We start from the raw sequence: 16,937 nt of genomic DNA on the forward strand, positions 1-16,937 counted from the left end.
GTTTAAATTTGTAGGCTCCCATATATTTTCAAAGGAGCTGAAATGATAACTAGCATAAACGGACTTAGCAACACACCGATACAAGAAACCACTATCCAAAAAGAAAATACAACAGAAAATATAAACAAAGAAGGTAAGAAAGACAAAAGCGTCAGCGAAGAGAAATTTGATTACTCAAAGTATATGTTTAGACCCTGGACTGATAATGTAAAAGAATTTATTGATATAGACCAAAGTAAAGAGGGCTGGATAACAGATACTATAAATCGAATAGATAATATGCTGTCTGATTATCCCATGAAAGAAAGAAGAGCTTTAGCATCAAAATATCCTCCAGAAACTATGGAAGAATTTAGAATTGGAGAGTTACAAAGCTATATGGATTGGCTACTTACAAACTCTGTTGATGGCAAGCCAACAATAAATGGCTTTATGATTGGTCTTGGCACAGCAGAACAAGAGGCCGAGCTAGAAGATTTTGTAAAATCATTTCCAGAAGGCACTATGATGAGTAATGATGGCGCTGCTTTGTTTGTTAGAGCGGATCTAAGTATAGAAGAGTTTAAGAAGCTTTATAGAGAAGACGTAGAAAAAACTACAAAAGAGCATAAAGAATTTCTAGCTAAACTACACAAAGAAGAACAAGAATACAATGCAAATTTTGCTAAAGAGCAAAGTGAGAAGAAATTTAAACCTATGCAGGTTAAGAAGAAGTATGAGACCTATGATATAAATAAGGATCAAAAATTTCTCTATGCAAGAGAGCTTTTAAATTTCAAAGAAAAAAGAGGCATAGATGTCTTAGAGCTTATGCAAAAGATAGACAAGAAGCAAATTTTAAATAAGATGGTTTGACTAGAGTTTATCAAATAGTGCTTTATTATCTATAGGCAAGTCGAGCTTATATTCTCTATGTATATCGTTCTTTGGACCAAGGATTAAGACATAGCCCCCTTGCTTATGTTTATCCCATATATTATAAAACTGATCCTTTGAACTTATATATTTGCCGTAGCTTGGATCAAGGATGGTTATAAAATCGCCTTGATGATTTATCACAACCACAAAATGAGGAAAACGAGGATCATCCTCTATCTTTACCAGGACTGGCAAGTTTATCTTTTCAAAAGTAGCACGATCGAGCTGATAACCCTCAGAGTCATAGGATAGCTTAGCAGCAGCTTGCTTTAACTGCAAAAAACTCACCATATCGGTATTTAGTTTTTTATCGCCTTTATCCATCTGCTCTATGACGTCTTTTTCTGTTAGAATTTTAAAATCAAGCGTATTAATAAGTGTTGCTAATGATGCTGCACCACAAGACTCTTCATAGTTTTGCCTAATTACATCTTGATTTCTTAGCTCTTCGTATGATCTAACAGCAAAACCAGCATAAAGTGGCAAAGATGCCGCCGCTGCACAAAAAAATAGTTTTAGAATTTTTGCCAAATGCTAATACCAAATATACTATCAGGTGCTGCGCTAGAGCCACCCATACTAGCAGATATAGATATGGAAGTGTCATTACTAAAACTATAAGTAGATCCTACACTATAAGTTGGAATAGATCTAAGATTTGTAGTTTTTCTATCATTTATTTTATTTGCTGTTTGAAATCTCTGCTCGATGCCAAGATCAAGTGTGATCTTTGGACTTAAAACGATAGACAAATCTCCGCCAAAGAACACAGTATTTCCATAATTTAGCTTCGCAAAGTCAAATTTTCTATCTGCGTTGTAGCCAAATCCAGTATATATGCTATAAATTACTGGATCAGAATATCCTTTTAGGCTGCCTTTTATTGAATAAGACTTAAAGCTAAAATTTTTACTCTGTCTAAGCGCACTTTCTCTTTGATAAAGTGCTGTCTGAAGAGTAAGCATAGGCACTAGCTCGCCAATTCTATCTCCTCTATAATTTAGACCTAGCCATACAGAGTCAAACTGAGTTTTGCTTTCACTTTTTGGTTCGAGGGTAAAATAATCCATATACTCGCTTCTCTTGTAACTTCCACTAAAAGACGTTAAAACATCTAATTTTGAAGTAAGAGCATACATAAGCGTCTGGGTAAGAGTTAGTTGCTTTGTGTCATCCCAAACAACTGGATCACCATTTATTACAAGATTTGGAGTGCTTGTGTATACGTTAGGATTGCCGCTGCTAAGCAAAGACAAATTTGTAACACTTCTTAATCCAACCTGCTGTTTATAAAGGCTATCTATCGTGATAGGATCTGATGCTAATGCAAGAGTAGTGAGTAGTGAAGCTAGAAGTAATGATTGTTTCAAATTTAGTCCTTTATGCGATTTTATCTACTTTTGTCTTTGCAATTTTTTCTAAAATCTCAAATATATTTTTGCCATTATCAAATTCAGTTTTTATAAATTTATAAAATTCTTTAAATTTTTCATCGGCTTGTATATCATAAGTTTTAGATTTTTTGGTTATTTGTATGGGTTTAAATTTTTTTCTTTTATCTCGTCTTTATCCCTTTGAATTTCAATCTCGTTCACAACATTCATTGTTTCTTTTGCAAGATCTTCATCAAGCTCTACCCCAAATCGCTTCTCAAGAGCAAATTTGGCCCATTTGCCCTTAAACTCATCAATACTCATATCACTATCAAGCAATTCAGCTGTTTTACTTCCGCCGTAAGATATAAAAGAAAGGATATTTTTATTAGCAAATTGATCTATAAAATCATCAACACTAAGTTTTTCACTATTTAATGTATCTTTTTTAAATATCCCTTTTGGTTCAAATGCTGGGTTTTTCTCAAGTCCCAATACACCACTATCATCTATAAATTTTTTAAGCTCCCTTATATCTTCTTTTGAGATAGTATTATCATACCCCATAAGTTTACCAATAATGCTTACTTTTGCTTCTTTACCATTTGTAAAACCCGTAAGTGGATAAGCATTTCTATCATGCACCTTTGCTCTATTTGCATCATCAAGCTTTAAATAATCAGATGCCTTCAATTCACCTACTTTATCATTATAAATCTCATTAATGTTTTGAAATTTAAATCCCATCGCTCTAGCGATATTTTCATTGGAAAGATCAAAAAGAGGTGACGACAGATTAGAAATTTGCATCATAAATATCCTAGTAAATTTTTAATCCGCCAAGTTGTTTTTCTAAATTCAATTGCGTATGATCTCTAAGTTCTTTTACTATTGGATTTTCTAAATTTGCACTTGAGCTTATCGGATGTATGGTTGCATCTTTTAAATTATATGCTGCTGTTTGATACGTAAAATATGTATATTTTTTTCCAAGGTTTGAAACACCTATATTTCTTTTAACAATAAAAGCTAAAAGAAATCCTTCTGATAATTTATACTCACCTAGCGCTTGAGCATATTGAAGTAATCTCATTTTATTTTTTTCATAGTGACTAAAAGTTGCATCATTCTCATAACACTTATTTTCATTATATCCACATAGCCCTCTTGTAGCATCAGGATACAAATAAAGTAGTTTCTTGCTTTCCTCATCTCTATAAGCACCTAATTCAAAAGCATCATTTGGTATTGCTATTGTAATACCTATATTCAAACGTTCAATTACATCTGAATACACTAAGTATCCACCCTTAACATTTTTCATTTCATTATTGTTTAGGGTTTTTACGTCACCTTGACTAATAGCTCCATTTGTAGCTAAGTCTAATAGATCTTTTGCGTTTGAGCTGGTAAGCAGTAAAACACTTAATAGTGTGGTTTTAAAAAGACTTCTCATTTTAATTCCTTTAATAATTTAGATTTTTGTAAGTTAATATCGACTTTTTAACAATTTTATTTATATCTTTATCCATCAAATGCTTTAAAATTTAAAAAAAATCTGGTGTCTTTTTGCCACTCTTATGCCAAAAATAAGCAACTACGAAGCTCACAAGCAATACCAATGGCACTACTAAACTAATATCATTCATTATTTAATTCCTTATCTAGCTCATCAAGCTTTTGCGTCAGGTCACTAAATTTTAATAAATTCATCCCAACTCCAAATCCGAACACAAAAATCAAAATCAGTGAAATTATAACCAAAAAATCAACATTATTATAATGAGAAGATATAAAAGCCCAACATCCAGCTATCCCAGCAGAAAATACTAAAAGTTTGCTTTTTACTATATCAATCTTTTTGGATAATAACTCAATCTTTAATTTTATCTTTTCCAAAAATTTTCCTTTTTGTGTGAGATTATACCATAGTCTAAATATTATTTGCAATCTATTCTAGTTATGCTATAATGCTTCATAATAAAATGCTGGGCGAGCATACCCCTTGTATATACAAAATCCTGACGGTTTTGTATATACTGCGGGTGCTCGTAAGGGGGAAAATCCCCCTTAACCCCTTTTGTAAAGAGCTGCTTAGGAGTAGTAAAAATGAGTAGATTTCAGTATCTTAATCTTGCTATATTTTTTGGATTAGGATTCTTTTTGTATGGATTTATTTTTGCGAAGTATCACTACAAATTTACGATCTTTTTTGGGTTTTTAGGTCTATTTTGGGGTGGCTTAGTGGCATTTCTTATTCTAATGGCATGGAATGATGATGAAAGAGAATAAAACAATAACCAAAATTTTAAGATTAACACCTAGCGAAAATGAAAAAATTCAAGACAAGCTTGATAAATTAGGTGGGGTTACATTTTCAAAATTTGCTATAAATTCGATGCTTTCGCGACCACTTACAAAGACACCAATTACTAAAGAACTAATCTTGGAGCTATCGAGACAAGGAAGTAACCTAAATCAGATAGCAAGGAGTTTAAATCAAAATAATAGTCTTGACCGAGTGGCACTCTCATTAATAAATCAATCACTGGAGCGCCTAAATGAACTATATGAGATATTGAGCGATGATAGTTAAATTTTTACCAACTAGAGACGGCGGCGGACTTGGCAGCGTAAATTATTTGCTCAATGAACGACAAGAACAAGGCACAGCACGAGTCTTAAAAGGTAATGAAGCACAGACTAGAGCTATTATAAGTCAAATTCACTACAAGCAAAAAACAACCTTTGGAGTGTTGTCGTTTGCAGAAAAAGCCAGTGACATAAGCGATGAAACAAAGCAAGAGATTATAAAAGACTTTGAACGACATCTACTCGGTGATTATATGAAAGATCGAGTAAATATTCTTTGGGTAGAGCATAGCGATAAAGATGGACGACTAGAGCTAAATTTTCTAATCCCTAAAATTGATCTAGTGAGTGGTAAAAGTTTCAACCCATACTATGATAAGCGTGATCGCACAAATATTAACTTATGGAAAAGAACTATCAACGATGAATATAATTTCATCAGCCCAGACGATCCAAAAAATCAGTATAACCAGAACCGTCACAAAGCTACGATAGAGCAGCACAACACAATTATAGAATTAGACAATCAATTAAAAGATCTTGTATCACAAGGATTAATAATAAATCGCACGCATCTAATAGAGCTTTTAAGCTCTAGTGGCTACGAAGTTACAAGGCAGCCAAAAAGTGGCATAAGTATCAAAATACCAAATCAAAAAAAACCATTTAGACTAAAAGGAGGCATCTACAGTGCAGAATTCACAGACCTTAAAGGACTTAGCGAGCTCGGCGAAAGCCAATCAAGACGAATTCAACAATACGCTAATAGAGATACACAAGCAGAGTGTATCGCAAATAGAGCAAGACTTGAAAAATTCATATCGACACGAGATAAACGAAATCAAAAACGATATAAAGAACAGACTATCTCCGACAATATCGCAAATAGCGAACATAAGAAGCGAGATAATACAGCAAGTTACTCCAAGCTTAACGGAAAAAATATTCAATGGCTTGGTGTTATCAATCGCAATGATATCTCTATGCCTAGGATTTTTAGCGTGTTTCTGGCTCAATCGGACAGAAATACAATATTATCAATCAGAGAACGAGAGATTAAGAGAAGAGAACAAAGTGCTAAACGAGTGGCAAATTCCAGTGAATTATCGAACAGAACAAGCCAACAAAACAACTGGCAAAGCAGAGAGGTATCTAGTGTTGCCACCACAAACACTATCACAGATGAAGGACGGAACTCAATATTTACAACTGAATTATGGAGGTCTATAAATGACGGCGTTAGAGACCGAATTATTGAACGAGATAGAGAGATTGCAAGACGAAATTCTGAAATTACAGGACGTGATAAAGAACAAGCAGAACGAAAATATAGAGCTGCAAGGAGCTTACGAGAATTTGCGCAAAGCGAGAACGTCTCTATATTACAGCGACTTAGCAGAGAAATACAAACAAGAGCTAGAGAATATATTATTAACACACAAGAACGAACTAGACAACTTAGACAAAGAGCAGAGCGAGATAGGGAATACCAAAATCGAATTAAATCAGCTCTTAGAGAATGGCAAGAACGAATATTTAATAGCGGAATATCACAAATTAGAGAACGATTACAAGGCTTTGCAAAACAATTATATCTTATTAGAAACAGAGTTATTGACAATCAAAGAGACACTAAACAAAAGCTTGGAGGATATGGAGAAGTTGTTTCAGGAAGCATACAACGAATTAACAACCAATATGGCGGAAAATTTAGAGAAGGCCTGGAAAAGCAAACTGCAGCAGCTATTACCACTTGTGGATATGAAATTGAACGAGAGCTAAAAAAACCTGAAAGGCAAAGGATGGTAGAGCTAAAAAGATCAAAGGAGAGATCTCGCCATATTCAAATGGGTTTTTAGTTTTTCTTAAGACAGCTTTTGAATTTGATATAAAAATAAATTTGAAGAATTTGTAGGCTAAATTTATACCCTAAAATAGGGGCTTAGAATGCAATAATTATCCGCTCTTTGTAAGCAATTATCCTTTCTTTGCAAGAGAATTATCCGCTCTTTGTAAGCAATTATCCTTTCTTTGCAAGAGAATTATCCGCTCTTTGTAAGCAATTATCCTTTCTTTGCAAGAGAATTATCCGCTCTTTGTAAGCAATTATCCTTTCTTTGCAAGAGAATTATCCTATATATTATTATAAAGTATAATTAAAGACACTAATAGTATAATTTTATTCTTAAACCACAAAAAAGAGCGTTATGAAAAATCGCAATATAATCGTTCATAGTGATAAAATAACAAAGGGTAGAAGTAAGCTTAATCTCTCTGAAATGAAGGTTTTTTTGGCCACTATTACTACGATCGATGCCAAAAATGACGATGAATTTAAAGAAATTACACTTGATAGACAAGATTTTTGTGAAGATACTAATTTAGATTTTAGAACTGTAAAATCGGTCTGTAGAACACTTTTGAAGCAGGTCTATGAGATAGAAACTGAAAAGGTTTGGGAAGCATACCCTATTTACCAAGTTTTTAAATATGACAAGGATACAGGAGAAATCAAATTTAAATTTAATGACTATATGCGCCCATATTTATTAAAAATAGTTGAAAGTTTTACAAAATACCAAATTAAAAATATTATAAATATGACTTCTAAATATTCAATAAGGATATATCAAATTCTAAAAGATCTGAGAAATATAACAAGGCAAAAAGAATTTGAGTTAGAAGAATTTTGCGATTGGCTAGAAGTTCCAAAAAATAAAAGGCGTTGGGGAAATTTACAGTTTGATATTTTAGAGTTGGCCAAAAAGGAAATAAATGAACTGACCGACATTAAAATACTAGGCATATATCCTGAACGCAAAAAAGGAAAAAAAGTCTTATCGTTTAGTATAAAATTTATCACCTCTGAGGAACTAGACAACCTAAAACAGCTTGGTGGAGATGAAAGCTATTTAACTAATGCTGGACTAAGAGAGATCGAGATTTTTGATAGAAAGCTAGTTAGCTTTAACGATAAATATGTGATGATTGATAGCAATATAAGGAGAATTCTATCTACAAGCTCCGATGAAGGAAAAATTAGGGTTCTTTTTTCAAAAACAGGAACAGATATAAATTTCTTTTGGTTTAATACAATTAAAGACCTTGAAATAGCTGTTAAAAATGCAGAGACTATAAAAGATACAGAACCTACACTTTTTGATTAAAAAATAATAAAAAATTCTTATAAATAATATTGAGTTAAATTATCATTAATATAGTAAAAAAGTGATATCATTTTAGAAATCTTTTATAAAGGAGACAACATGCTAAAGATCTTTAAAGTTGCGCTACTAAGTGCTGTAGTAGTTGCTGGATTGAGTGCAAATGATAATCTTTTATCAAAAGTCACAAATGGAGTTGTCGCAGATAATGCTACTGGCGTTAAAATGCTAAACGATGGTGAAATGAATCAGGTTGTAGGGGGTTACTATTTTGATAGAAAACCACAGTTTGACCATAGAGGTTATATGCCATCAGTTGCGTATATAGTAAGAGAGGGCTATAGTGATCCAAAATTAAGTGTAACAAATGGTGATTTTGTTGTAGCTAAAGTAAGGATTGGAACAAATGGGAGAAAACAGTATTATTTACAACTGTATAGAGGAGATAACCAACCAGCAGGAGCTTATGCAGGGGTTGGAGCTGGTAAAATATTAGATGATATGAAAAAAATGGGATTGTAAAAATAGGCACAACTTTTGCTTACTCTTTGAAGCTAAATTCAAGGAGTAAGCTATGAAAGTCTCTTATAACTCCATCTTAACAAAACAGCACTACCAAAAACAGACAAAAAACGAAGGTTTTGCAAATTTCTTACCTAACACTCCAAATATAAATTCGATCAGCCAAACCACTATTCCTAAGAATGACTTTGTTTCATCTAGCAGTATCGACTCTCTTTATCAGGCTAAATTTACTTCACAAGAGGGCTATGGATATAGTGTAGATGCTAAAGGATTTATGGGAGCTGACTTTAACAAGGCTGCAGGCCTGCCACAGGACTTTAAAATCCACAAAAGCACGCTTGATGCGATAGTGCTACACAATCAAAAGCACCCAAACTTTACAAATATTTTAATGGATACAAGAAAGGATAATGCGCTATTTGGAGAGGATAGCTTTGCAAATATCGATCTAGCAGACACTATAAAGCAATACTATAAAATTTTTGATCAAATTTCAGCTGGAGTTATTAGTAAGGGTAAAGAATTTTACTCAGCCGAGGACCTAGCAAAGATGCCAAAGGGCTACTTTTCAAAAGATAAAAAAATAGAGCATGTTGAATACCTAATGGGTAGGATGACTAGCGATGAGCTAGATGGGCTAACCGATAGAAGCAATGAGAAGATAACTCATGTATTTAGAACAGCACAAGACGCAGACGACGCACGTAAGCTAATGAATGATCTAAAAGATATAAATGTAGAAGTCAATGGAAATTTCCTTGACTTCTCTCCAGAAGTGATGATAACTGAGCATACTATCCCTTATATGTGGGTTAGTAGTGCTGGATATGACTTCAAGCCTGATATGTCTGTGTATGATAACGAACAAGGCTATACTAAGGAGCAAATCTTTGTCGCATTTTTAAAAAACGAGCAAGGTCTTGTGTTGCAAGGTGGCACAACAAGGATAACTGATGAGGCTCTTAGTGTGTATAAAAACTATGAAATAATTACAAAACAAGATAGAAGCGAGATAGGCATACCAAAGGCTTATTATGATGAGATACTATCTGGCAAAAAAGATCTAAAAGATATACTAGCTAGGATTTTAAAGCTTAGAAATTTAGAGCTTAAAAAAGATCAAACGCTTGAGGGGCTAGCAAGTAAGATAATGGATGTTTTAAAAGAATTTGATGAGAGGATGAAAGTTTAGTTGTATTTATACAATATATGTAATACAATATTGTATATATGTTTTATATTATATTAATATAATTATCATATAATATGTTATTAACATACTATATGATAAAAAGGATTAATATGAATTTAGCAGTTTTACAACTAAAGGGTGGGGTTGGAAAGACGCCGCTTAGTTTTAGTTTGGCAAAAGATCTTGGACTAAAATGGCAAAGCAATGATGACTCTGTGGTGCCACAGTTTTACAAAGATGGCAAAATATTAGATAAGTGCATTTTTGAACCAAATACTATGTATGACTTTGGAGGATTTGCCTCGGCTGGAGTGCTAGAGATACTAAAACATTGTAGTATTGTTATTGTTCCCATTACTTCTAACCCAAATTCCATTAAAAGAGCAGCAAGCACCATATCACAGATCAAACCTCTTGGCTGCAAAACACTAGGCCTTATAACAGATGTCTCTTCTCAAAAAGAGCTAGAAGAAACAGTAGCAATGATAAAAGCTGCTAACATAGCTTGCACAAAATTTCTTATTTTAAAAAGCTCTAAAATATTTGAAAATGCTATAACAACTGGACTAAGTTTTTTAGAGCTATACAATGAAAGCAATCTCTCAAAAAGACAATATCAGTCATTTATAGATATGTATCAAAAAGTCGTTAATTACATAAAGGATAATAAATAATGGCAAAATTAAATTTAGATCTTACAGAGATAGAGCTAAACGAACTAAGCACGGCAAGCTTTCAAGAACAAGACGAAAAGCAAGAAACTAAAAAAACTGGCGGCAGACCAAAAAGTGCTAATCCTGCCGACAAAAGAACGACAATGTTTTTGTCTAGTGAAGAGCTGGATTTTTTAGACGAAATGGGACATATAACCAGAACAAATAGAACCCAATATCTAAGATCGATCATCAGAGAAAAAATGGAAGATTTTAAAAGTAAAAAGCAATAAATATGCTAAAATAAAACAATTTTTTAACAAGGAGTTTAAATGGAAAAGCTATTTAAAGTTGCACTAGCTAGTGCTTTAATGTTAAGTGGTGCCTTTGCAAATGATTTGCTTTCTAAAGCTACAAATGGAGCCGCAGATAATAATTCAGTTGGTGTGAAAACACTAAATAGCTTAGATCTAGAGCAAGTTAATGGTGGGTATAGCATAAATATACAAGCGTTACCAAAAACTTCACAAAATATTGCTCAAGCAGTGGCACTTGTTGATTTTTCTAGATATGAAAAAGAAAAAAAGGTATCTTGTGGGCTTAACATGCCAGATGGTTGTTCTGGTGGATACTATGCTAAAAGTAATTTTCAAGAAGTTATGAATCAAGTTAATTATAGCAATGGTGAATACTTAGGTGTTGTGGCAACAAAAATAAATAAGCCTTATGGCTTTGGTAGCATCCCACAATATTCTTACTCTGTTGCAGCCTTTAAAAATGTAAATGGCCAACTTATGAGACTAAAAACCATAACAAACAAACCGTATATAGCAAACGAACTAATAAATTCAAAAGCTGTTAGAAATCAACTAACTATGAGCCTTGGCTTTTAATTGAGATTACAACCCTGGCTTGAGCTAGGGTTTTATTTTTAAGAAGGATTTGAAAATGTTAAATGGACTTAACAACAACACATATACACAAAGCTATAAAGCAAGCATAAATTCTAGGCAAGCGGCAAGTCTTAGCACAGCCACCAACCAAACTAGCTCTCTAGTTTTAGGCTACAAGATAGATAAAGATGGCTACTTTACAGATGAGTTTAATAAACAAGCTGGCATACCAAGCGGATATAAAATTCACTCAAGCACGCTGGAGTCGTTAGTAAGGATAGAGACGCAGCCTGACTATATGCAAAGGGCTTTTGATAGCATCGATATACTAAAAACCGTAAATAATGCCTACAAAATCCTCTCCCAAGTAGTTGGCGAAGACACACTAAACTCAAAAGATAGCTTTAGCTTAGATGAGATAAGAAATTTCCCTCAAGGCTTTTCTTATAACCGCCAAAGTATGCAAGTAACCAAGATCCATAACTCCATTCATGAATTTGGCTCGGCTGCGGCTGATTTTAACGGCAAAGAGTCAAATAAGCAGATGATAAGCACGCTTTTTTTCAACCCAAGCTTTGATGGCGGAGATGGCAGGCAGCCACTAAAGCCAACAACAGATATCTTTAACAACAACAATGGTGGCAAAGAAAACACGGTCATTGGTATATTTATGGATCCGCATGGAGAGAAATACACTAATAAAGACGGCTCAATAACCAAAGGCGGCCTCATAGCAGCCGTCATAAACAACAACCTTGATGTAAGAGAGGGGGAGACAACCGCAAGAGGCAAAAGAGAAGGCTATGACAAGAGCATAGATAGCAAAGAATTTAATAGAGCATTTGAGCTGTTCGAGCTTATGGGCGAGATGAAATTTGGAGCAAATTTCAACAAAGCAAGCGACTCTGATCTAGCTGGTATGCCTGAATATATGCAAGAGTATGTTAAGTATAAAAGAGACCTTGTCTATGTAGATCTAACGACTGGGTTTGTCGGTAAGTATTCAGATGAAGAAGACGAACTCTCATTTAAAAAGATGATGGAGCATAATCTAAAAATGCTAAAGCTACTCTTTGGTGAGATAGACAAAGATGGTAAAAAGAGCAAAGACTTTATGGATAGCTTTTTGAAATTTAGCATGCCACCTTTAAATTTAGTAAAAGAGCTAAATGAAAACCCAGCTGGAAAATACCTGGTAGATATGCTTGGTATAAAAAGAGATGTTGATATAAAGGCGTAGTAGTATAAATTAGTTATCTTTTTTAAGTTTTCTCTATTTAAAAACAAATTTTTGCCGATTTCTTAAGTGATTTTTCTACTTTAAGCAATAGAAAGCTTAAGATGATCGTTTTGTATATGTAGAGATGTTGCAAAATAGGCATTTGTTAAAAGTTGTATTGAAAAGTAGGCTTTTCATTAATAGTTATTATTTATAGTATAATATATAAATTTTTTAAAAGGTATTTTATGGGGAAAGAAGTATTATTGAACGATGTAAATAGTCAATTAGCAATAACAAACGAGTCGGCAGATATAAGTTTTTCTATGAAAATAATACAGGATTCATTAAACACTAATGATCAACAAAAACAAACTATACGCAATCAAGCGTCTGATAATGTAGTCGTTTCGCAGATTCAGGATATAAATACGGGAGATGCTAATGCTACAAAACAAGATAATAAAAAGAATAAATAGATATGTGTGATATGTTAGATATTGCTTATAAAATATCGCAAATATCTATACCATTTATAGCTATTCTTGCATATTTTATATCAAAAAAAGCCCTAAATGATGCACACGATAACACAAAATTAAATATAGCACAAAATGAACTAAATATCTTTTATACATTGGGTCAAAAGATTACCGATTGTGCTAGATTAGCAAGTGAGAGTAAATTTAATAAAAATGATGCCGACAGTGATAAAAAAAATAAAATATTGATTGCCAAGGAAGATCTATTAAATTATTTAGACAATGTTTGTTTTTATGCTAAAAAAGGATACATCACAAAAATAAATTTAAAAATACAATATGGAGATGCTATCAAAAAGATTATCTCTGATTTTGAGGATGATTTTGGAGAGGCATCAACGTATAATAATATTAAAGATATAAATAGAGAATTTAAAAATAATTAAAGAATCTAGGCAGCTAATTGCTACCTAGAAATTACCCACCAAATAATGCCTCGTAATCTCTGTCCTAGAATGCCCCATCTCTAAGCTTATCTGTGCTAGCGTCTGCCTTTCTGATAACTCGCTTTCTTTTAGCTCGATGTATCTGTTTTTTGCATAAGAGTATCTTAGCCCGTGCGTGCCTTCATTTGCTCCTGCTTGTTTTAGTGTCTGTCTGTAATCAGGATAGTTTTCTTTAAATTTCATATCCTTTGCCATTTTGCATCGATCTATATCAAGTTACCTTTATACATGAAATTCTACGCCATGTCCTTAAAAATCTTATTGCCATCAGGTAATGAGAATATACTACTTATTGTTTCTTTATCACTCTTGTTTATGTCTAGCGCATTGTTTTCAGATAAAAATTTAATGTAGTTCTTAATATTCTCAGGCTCATTTTGCAATATTGAAGCTTCCATTTTTATCTTTTCTAAGAGCTTTGCAGTAGCTCTTGCCATTTGGCTTGTCCTTACAAACACTTCTGGCTCTAATCTAGTCTCTCCGCCATCTAGCACAGTATGTCCTGCACTCTTTAAAAAGCTCATAAAGATAGCCTCTTTTGTATATCCATCATCTCTTTGGTATGGTGACATATCAGGGTTGAAAGCTAGCCAACTTGGATTTTGATCGGTACTCATACTCTTTGGGGAAAAATCTAACTTTTTTATGTTGGCATCATTATCAGCTACTTGATCACTTGGATAGTATAGATTGGTTACTTTTTCATTGCTTCTATCTATCATCATCTTTTCAGCTTGGGCATTTAGTGGCTTAAAGCTGATACCTTTTACTCCATTTGAGCTAAAGCCAGTTGGCAATCTTGAAAGATCTACGATGCCATAGACTTCTTTGTTTGGTAGATCTTTGCCTACTACTTGATTAAATATATTGTAGTATTGCTTTATAGTATTTGCCATATCAATATTCTCATATATTTTGGTTTGCTCATGTGGTGCTTTAAATACATTAAACAAATGGCTACTTTGACTGATATTTGCTATCTCTTCAAGTGTGCTTTTATGTATCTTAAAATTCTCGGGAAGTCCAGCGGCTTTATTAAAATCAGCTCCCATAAAGCCTGCTAAATTTACACTATATCCATATGCCGTAGAGCTTAACATGTCAGACATAAATTCATTTTTTGGATATGTTATTTTGGATTTTTTAGATAGTGCAGTGGTATCAAAACCTGTATTTTTTGCAATGTCAGGATTCTTATCAAGTTCAAGATTATCCATTTTAAAAGTTATAGGATCGGACATTCTTGAAAAGCTTACAACTCCTGCTTCTTTTTTAGCTTTTAGCTCTTTTGCGGTGCTTATTATTGAACTATATTTTTGATCAGTTGAACTAACTACACTCATTGCTTATCCTTTAAATATGGTTTAGATATTTTTCAGGATAAGCAAATTGCATTCCGTTATCAGTTGCTAGTATATGCTTTAAATTGTTCTAAGATTACTCCAAAGTCTCTTCCAACATATTCAGTATGACTCTTGTCTGCCCTATAAACCTGTAAAAAGTGTGTTGGATTTATTCCAACTCCAAGCCTCATTTTTGCTATAAGTAAAGTTTGTGGCGGTAGATTCCCACCTTCATATAAATTAGTTGGGATGCTACCATCATCATTTAAAACAGCAAAGGCATATGTTTTAAAAGAACCGAAACTTTCGGATAATTCTGGTAACCAATAAAAAGCATATCCCCCAAGAATTTCTTGCAATTCTGTCTCATTTAATTGTTTAATACCAACAGAGGCGTCACTTAATACTCCGCCCGTTGCTTTGGCTAAAAAGTCGTTAGCATTTAGTCCAATTGCTAATAAGACACTAAGAAGTGCAACTTTAAGAAACCTAGTCATTTCATCTCCTTTGTTAAGAATTATTATCAAAGAGTAATTATAGTATATTTTTTAAGAATTTTATCTATAATTTTTACCCCAGTCATTCAAAATTCTTTTCATCTGTGCGATCCTATCTTGCTCGTTTTGCTACTGATCTAAATCTAAAGACTGCTTCTTTTCTGCATCTACCATAAAGATTAGAGCCTTATAAATTCCACCAAGCAACCGCTTCATAAATTCTTTTTTCCCTAGTACCGCAAACAATGTTTGCTTTTCACTAAAAGCAGTAAAATATGGTCTGCTATCAGCTTCTATCTTTGTGATCCTAAAAATTTCGCCCTTAGATCGAGGCTCATCAGATATGGAATAGTAAAAACCATAAAAAACACTAGGATCTTGACCTAGTCTTTTGTATCTTTGTAAAAGAAGCAGCAAAAAACAAACATATGAACATTGCTGCGTATATTAGGGATTTTATACGTAAGGATATAGGTAGATTTAATAAATAATAACTGATATCAATTAAATTCTAAATTAGTGCTATAATCTTATTAAAACTTTTTACAGGAGGAAGTTATGTTTAAAGTTCTTAAAATAGCCATACTTGGCGGAATTTTAGTTGCAGGTGCTAATGCTGAAGATTTTCTGGCAAAGGTTACAGCTGGTGCTTTGAGTGACATCTCTAGTAATGTTAAAAAACTAGATGCCACCGATATGAATGAGGTTAAAGGAGGCTTGGAATTTAAAGGACCTTGGCAATTTTCATATAATGAATCTGGGGCATATGCTATCATAGAAAATGGCAAAGACGGTGACTACATAAAATCACAATATAGACAGGGATTAGGCGCTTATGATATGCCTGGCTATTATCTTGCATACACTGTCAAAAGAGAGATAAAATCTAGTCGTTATGGTAGATATCCTTTATTTACTTACAGCGCTGCGGCTTATAATGAGAAAACTAGAGAATTTCATAAGATTTCTAGTAGTTTTGTCCTAAACAACAATGCAGTTGTAAGACAGCTAAGAGATAATTTTAAAAGGCAAATGGAATCTGACCTAGGTGGTTGGTAAAATTTAAGTAGCCTACAAGTTTAAATTTGTAGGCTCCCATATATTTTCAAAGGAGCTGAAATGATAACTAGCATAAACGGACTTAGCAACACACCGATACAAGAAACCACTATCCAAAAAGAAAATACAACAGAAAATATAAACAAAGAAGGTAAGAAAGACAAAAGCGTCAGCGAAGAGAAATTTGATTACTCAAAGTATATGTTTAGACCCTGGACTGATAATGTAAAAGAATTTATTGATATAGACCAAAGTAAAGAGGGCTGGATAACAGATACTATAAATCGAATAGATAATATGCTGTCTGATTATCCCATGAAAGAAAGAAGAGCTTTAGCATCAAAATATCCTCCAGAAACTATGGAAGAATTTAGAATTGGAGAGTTACAAAGCTATATGGATTGGCTACTTACAAACTCTGTTGATGGCAAGCCAACAATAAATGGCTTTATGATTGGTCTTGGCACAGCAGAACAAGAGGCCGAGCTAGAAGATTTTGTAAAATCATTTCCAGAAGGCAC

The 16,937-nt window shown here is 33.4% G+C and carries 23 protein-coding genes and 1 pseudogene; 15 read left to right on the top strand and 9 right to left on the bottom strand.

Translation table 11 applies throughout. The features are described from left to right. The first annotated feature begins 42 nt into the window (after positions 1 to 42). Positions 43 to 855 (top strand): hypothetical protein, encoded by an 813-nt coding sequence (locus HMPREF1019_RS09080; protein ID WP_009295421.1) that lies wholly within the window; start codon positions 43 to 45, stop codon positions 853 to 855. Here the strand turns inward: HMPREF1019_RS09080 and HMPREF1019_RS09085 are convergent, their stop codons facing one another. The 5 genes from HMPREF1019_RS09085 to HMPREF1019_RS09105 all read right to left on the bottom strand — a co-directional run bounded on the left by HMPREF1019_RS09085 (position 856) and on the right by HMPREF1019_RS09105 (position 4,190). Further along, positions 856 to 1,449 (bottom strand): C39 family peptidase, encoded by a 594-nt coding sequence (locus HMPREF1019_RS09085; protein ID WP_034901773.1) that lies wholly within the window; start codon positions 1,447 to 1,449, stop codon positions 856 to 858. It abuts the gene before it with no gap. Further along, on the bottom strand, positions 1,434 to 2,288 hold the full coding sequence (locus HMPREF1019_RS09090) for a hypothetical protein (RefSeq protein ID WP_009295423.1): 855 nt from the start codon (positions 2,286 to 2,288) through the stop codon (positions 1,434 to 1,436). The genes HMPREF1019_RS09085 and HMPREF1019_RS09090 overlap by 16 nt, the downstream gene beginning before the upstream one ends. 156 nt (positions 2,289 to 2,444) lie before the next feature. Further along, a complete protein-coding gene (locus HMPREF1019_RS09095) occupies positions 2,445 to 3,104 on the bottom strand; it encodes a hypothetical protein (RefSeq protein ID WP_050805246.1) in 660 nt (219 codons plus the stop codon). 7 nt (positions 3,105 to 3,111) lie between these two features. Further along, positions 3,112 to 3,747, bottom strand: a complete 636-nt coding sequence (locus tag HMPREF1019_RS09745; RefSeq protein ID WP_009295425.1) for a hypothetical protein — start codon at positions 3,745 to 3,747, stop codon at positions 3,112 to 3,114. 185 nt (positions 3,748 to 3,932) lie between these two features. After that, the gene (locus HMPREF1019_RS09105; protein WP_009295426.1) at positions 3,933 to 4,190 is read right to left on the bottom strand and encodes a hypothetical protein; all 258 of its coding nucleotides are present in this window, start codon (positions 4,188 to 4,190) and stop codon (positions 3,933 to 3,935) included. A gap of 264 nt (positions 4,191 to 4,454) precedes the next feature. Here HMPREF1019_RS09105 and HMPREF1019_RS10555 point away from each other — a divergent pair, with 264 nt between their 5' ends. From HMPREF1019_RS10555 to HMPREF1019_RS09165, 12 genes are all read left to right on the top strand, one after another. Then, positions 4,455 to 4,583, top strand: coding sequence for a hypothetical protein (locus HMPREF1019_RS10555; protein WP_021090021.1), 129 nt, complete (start codon positions 4,455 to 4,457; stop codon positions 4,581 to 4,583). Next, entirely contained in the window at positions 4,570 to 4,887 is a 318-nt protein-coding gene (locus HMPREF1019_RS09115) for a plasmid mobilization protein (RefSeq protein WP_009295428.1), read from the top strand. Before HMPREF1019_RS10555 ends, HMPREF1019_RS09115 begins: the two co-directional genes overlap by 14 nt. Next, on the top strand, positions 4,877 to 6,742 hold the full coding sequence (locus HMPREF1019_RS09120; protein WP_009295429.1) for a relaxase/mobilization nuclease domain-containing protein: 1,866 nt from the start codon (positions 4,877 to 4,879) through the stop codon (positions 6,740 to 6,742). Before HMPREF1019_RS09115 ends, HMPREF1019_RS09120 begins: the two co-directional genes overlap by 11 nt. A gap of 348 nt (positions 6,743 to 7,090) precedes the next feature. Further along, positions 7,091 to 8,050: a replication initiation protein gene (locus HMPREF1019_RS09125; RefSeq protein ID WP_009295430.1), complete on the top strand. Its 960-nt coding sequence runs from the start codon at positions 7,091 to 7,093 to the stop codon at positions 8,048 to 8,050. A gap of 99 nt (positions 8,051 to 8,149) precedes the next feature. Beyond that, positions 8,150 to 8,569, top strand: a complete 420-nt coding sequence (locus HMPREF1019_RS09130) for a hypothetical protein (RefSeq protein ID WP_009295431.1) — start codon at positions 8,150 to 8,152, stop codon at positions 8,567 to 8,569. 52 nt (positions 8,570 to 8,621) lie between these two features. After that, positions 8,622 to 9,764 carry a Cj0814 family flagellar-dependent secreted protein gene (locus HMPREF1019_RS09135; protein ID WP_009295432.1) on the top strand — a complete coding sequence of 381 codons (1,143 nt, stop codon included), beginning with the start codon at positions 8,622 to 8,624 and terminating at the stop codon, positions 9,762 to 9,764. A gap of 110 nt (positions 9,765 to 9,874) precedes the next feature. Then, positions 9,875 to 10,438: a spore coat protein CotH gene (locus HMPREF1019_RS09140; RefSeq protein ID WP_009295433.1), complete on the top strand. Its 564-nt coding sequence runs from the start codon at positions 9,875 to 9,877 to the stop codon at positions 10,436 to 10,438. Further along, positions 10,438 to 10,710, top strand: coding sequence for a hypothetical protein (locus HMPREF1019_RS09145; protein ID WP_009295434.1), 273 nt, complete (start codon positions 10,438 to 10,440; stop codon positions 10,708 to 10,710). Before HMPREF1019_RS09140 ends, HMPREF1019_RS09145 begins: the two co-directional genes overlap by 1 nt. A 39-nt stretch (positions 10,711 to 10,749) precedes the next feature. Then, positions 10,750 to 11,310: a hypothetical protein gene (locus HMPREF1019_RS09150; protein WP_009295435.1), complete on the top strand. Its 561-nt coding sequence runs from the start codon at positions 10,750 to 10,752 to the stop codon at positions 11,308 to 11,310. Positions 11,311 to 11,365: 55 nt separating this feature from the next. Beyond that, positions 11,366 to 12,550: a Cj0814 family flagellar-dependent secreted protein gene (locus HMPREF1019_RS09155; RefSeq protein WP_009295436.1), complete on the top strand. Its 1,185-nt coding sequence runs from the start codon at positions 11,366 to 11,368 to the stop codon at positions 12,548 to 12,550. 227 nt (positions 12,551 to 12,777) lie between these two features. Further along, positions 12,778 to 13,008, top strand: coding sequence for a hypothetical protein (locus HMPREF1019_RS09160; RefSeq protein WP_009295437.1), 231 nt, complete (start codon positions 12,778 to 12,780; stop codon positions 13,006 to 13,008). Between the two features lie 2 nt (positions 13,009 to 13,010). Beyond that, complete coding sequence (locus HMPREF1019_RS09165; protein ID WP_034901780.1) at positions 13,011 to 13,457, top strand: hypothetical protein; 447 nt, start codon at positions 13,011 to 13,013, stop codon at positions 13,455 to 13,457. A 24-nt stretch (positions 13,458 to 13,481) separates the two neighbouring features. On the opposite strand, the gene HMPREF1019_RS09170 is transcribed toward HMPREF1019_RS09165, so the two are convergent. The 4 genes from HMPREF1019_RS09170 to HMPREF1019_RS09185 all read right to left on the bottom strand — a co-directional run bounded on the left by HMPREF1019_RS09170 (position 13,482) and on the right by HMPREF1019_RS09185 (position 15,774). Then, positions 13,482 to 13,700, bottom strand: coding sequence for a hypothetical protein (locus tag HMPREF1019_RS09170; protein ID WP_187364915.1), 219 nt, complete (start codon positions 13,698 to 13,700; stop codon positions 13,482 to 13,484). 53 nt (positions 13,701 to 13,753) lie between these two features. Beyond that, positions 13,754 to 14,860, bottom strand: coding sequence for a Cj0814 family flagellar-dependent secreted protein (locus HMPREF1019_RS09175; RefSeq protein WP_009295440.1), 1,107 nt, complete (start codon positions 14,858 to 14,860; stop codon positions 13,754 to 13,756). Positions 14,861 to 14,919: 59 nt separating this feature from the next. After that, complete coding sequence (locus HMPREF1019_RS09180) at positions 14,920 to 15,357, bottom strand: hypothetical protein (protein WP_009295441.1); 438 nt, start codon at positions 15,355 to 15,357, stop codon at positions 14,920 to 14,922. A 129-nt stretch (positions 15,358 to 15,486) separates the two neighbouring features. Next, positions 15,487 to 15,774 (bottom strand): hypothetical protein, encoded by a 288-nt coding sequence (locus HMPREF1019_RS09185; protein WP_012000892.1) that lies wholly within the window; start codon positions 15,772 to 15,774, stop codon positions 15,487 to 15,489. A gap of 141 nt (positions 15,775 to 15,915) precedes the next feature. Here HMPREF1019_RS09185 and HMPREF1019_RS09190 point away from each other — a divergent pair, with 141 nt between their 5' ends. Both HMPREF1019_RS09190 and HMPREF1019_RS09195 read left to right on the top strand, forming a co-directional pair. Further along, positions 15,916 to 16,416, top strand: coding sequence for a hypothetical protein (locus HMPREF1019_RS09190; protein ID WP_009295442.1), 501 nt, complete (start codon positions 15,916 to 15,918; stop codon positions 16,414 to 16,416). Positions 16,417 to 16,476: 60 nt separating this feature from the next. Next, a pseudogene (locus HMPREF1019_RS09195) lies at positions 16,477 to 16,937 on the top strand (cell surface protein); the annotation flags it as partial.

The sequence above is a fragment of the Campylobacter sp. 10_1_50 genome, assembly GCF_000238755.1.
Lineage (GTDB): Bacteria > Campylobacterota > Campylobacteria > Campylobacterales > Campylobacteraceae > Campylobacter_A > Campylobacter_A concisus_R.

Bases quoted from the DNA above. Each gene is read 5' to 3' on its own strand.
- HMPREF1019_RS09165 (WP_034901780.1), top strand. From the start codon at position 13,011: ATGTGTGATATGTTAGATATTGCTTATAAAATATCGCAAATATCTATA.
- HMPREF1019_RS09125 (WP_009295430.1), top strand. From the start codon at position 7,091: ATGAAAAATCGCAATATAATCGTTCATAGTGATAAAATAACAAAGGGT.
- HMPREF1019_RS09160 (WP_009295437.1), top strand. From the start codon at position 12,778: ATGGGGAAAGAAGTATTATTGAACGATGTAAATAGTCAATTAGCAATA.
- HMPREF1019_RS09150 (WP_009295435.1), top strand. From the start codon at position 10,750: ATGGAAAAGCTATTTAAAGTTGCACTAGCTAGTGCTTTAATGTTAAGT.
- HMPREF1019_RS09080 (WP_009295421.1), top strand. From the start codon at position 43: ATGATAACTAGCATAAACGGACTTAGCAACACACCGATACAAGAAACC.
- HMPREF1019_RS09170 (WP_187364915.1), bottom strand. From the start codon at position 13,700: ATGAAATTTAAAGAAAACTATCCTGATTACAGACAGACACTAAAACAA.
- HMPREF1019_RS09145 (WP_009295434.1), top strand. From the start codon at position 10,438: ATGGCAAAATTAAATTTAGATCTTACAGAGATAGAGCTAAACGAACTA.
- HMPREF1019_RS09095 (WP_050805246.1), bottom strand. From the start codon at position 3,104: ATGATGCAAATTTCTAATCTGTCGTCACCTCTTTTTGATCTTTCCAAT.
- HMPREF1019_RS09190 (WP_009295442.1), top strand. From the start codon at position 15,916: ATGTTTAAAGTTCTTAAAATAGCCATACTTGGCGGAATTTTAGTTGCA.
- HMPREF1019_RS09120 (WP_009295429.1), top strand. From the start codon at position 4,877: ATGATAGTTAAATTTTTACCAACTAGAGACGGCGGCGGACTTGGCAGC.
- HMPREF1019_RS09135 (WP_009295432.1), top strand. From the start codon at position 8,622: ATGAAAGTCTCTTATAACTCCATCTTAACAAAACAGCACTACCAAAAA.
- HMPREF1019_RS09180 (WP_009295441.1), bottom strand. From the start codon at position 15,357: ATGACTAGGTTTCTTAAAGTTGCACTTCTTAGTGTCTTATTAGCAATT.
- HMPREF1019_RS09115 (WP_009295428.1), top strand. From the start codon at position 4,570: ATGAAAGAGAATAAAACAATAACCAAAATTTTAAGATTAACACCTAGC.
- HMPREF1019_RS09155 (WP_009295436.1), top strand. From the start codon at position 11,366: ATGTTAAATGGACTTAACAACAACACATATACACAAAGCTATAAAGCA.
- HMPREF1019_RS09745 (WP_009295425.1), bottom strand. From the start codon at position 3,747: ATGAGAAGTCTTTTTAAAACCACACTATTAAGTGTTTTACTGCTTACC.
- HMPREF1019_RS09130 (WP_009295431.1), top strand. From the start codon at position 8,150: ATGCTAAAGATCTTTAAAGTTGCGCTACTAAGTGCTGTAGTAGTTGCT.
- HMPREF1019_RS09175 (WP_009295440.1), bottom strand. From the start codon at position 14,860: ATGAGTGTAGTTAGTTCAACTGATCAAAAATATAGTTCAATAATAAGC.
- HMPREF1019_RS09140 (WP_009295433.1), top strand. From the start codon at position 9,875: ATGAATTTAGCAGTTTTACAACTAAAGGGTGGGGTTGGAAAGACGCCG.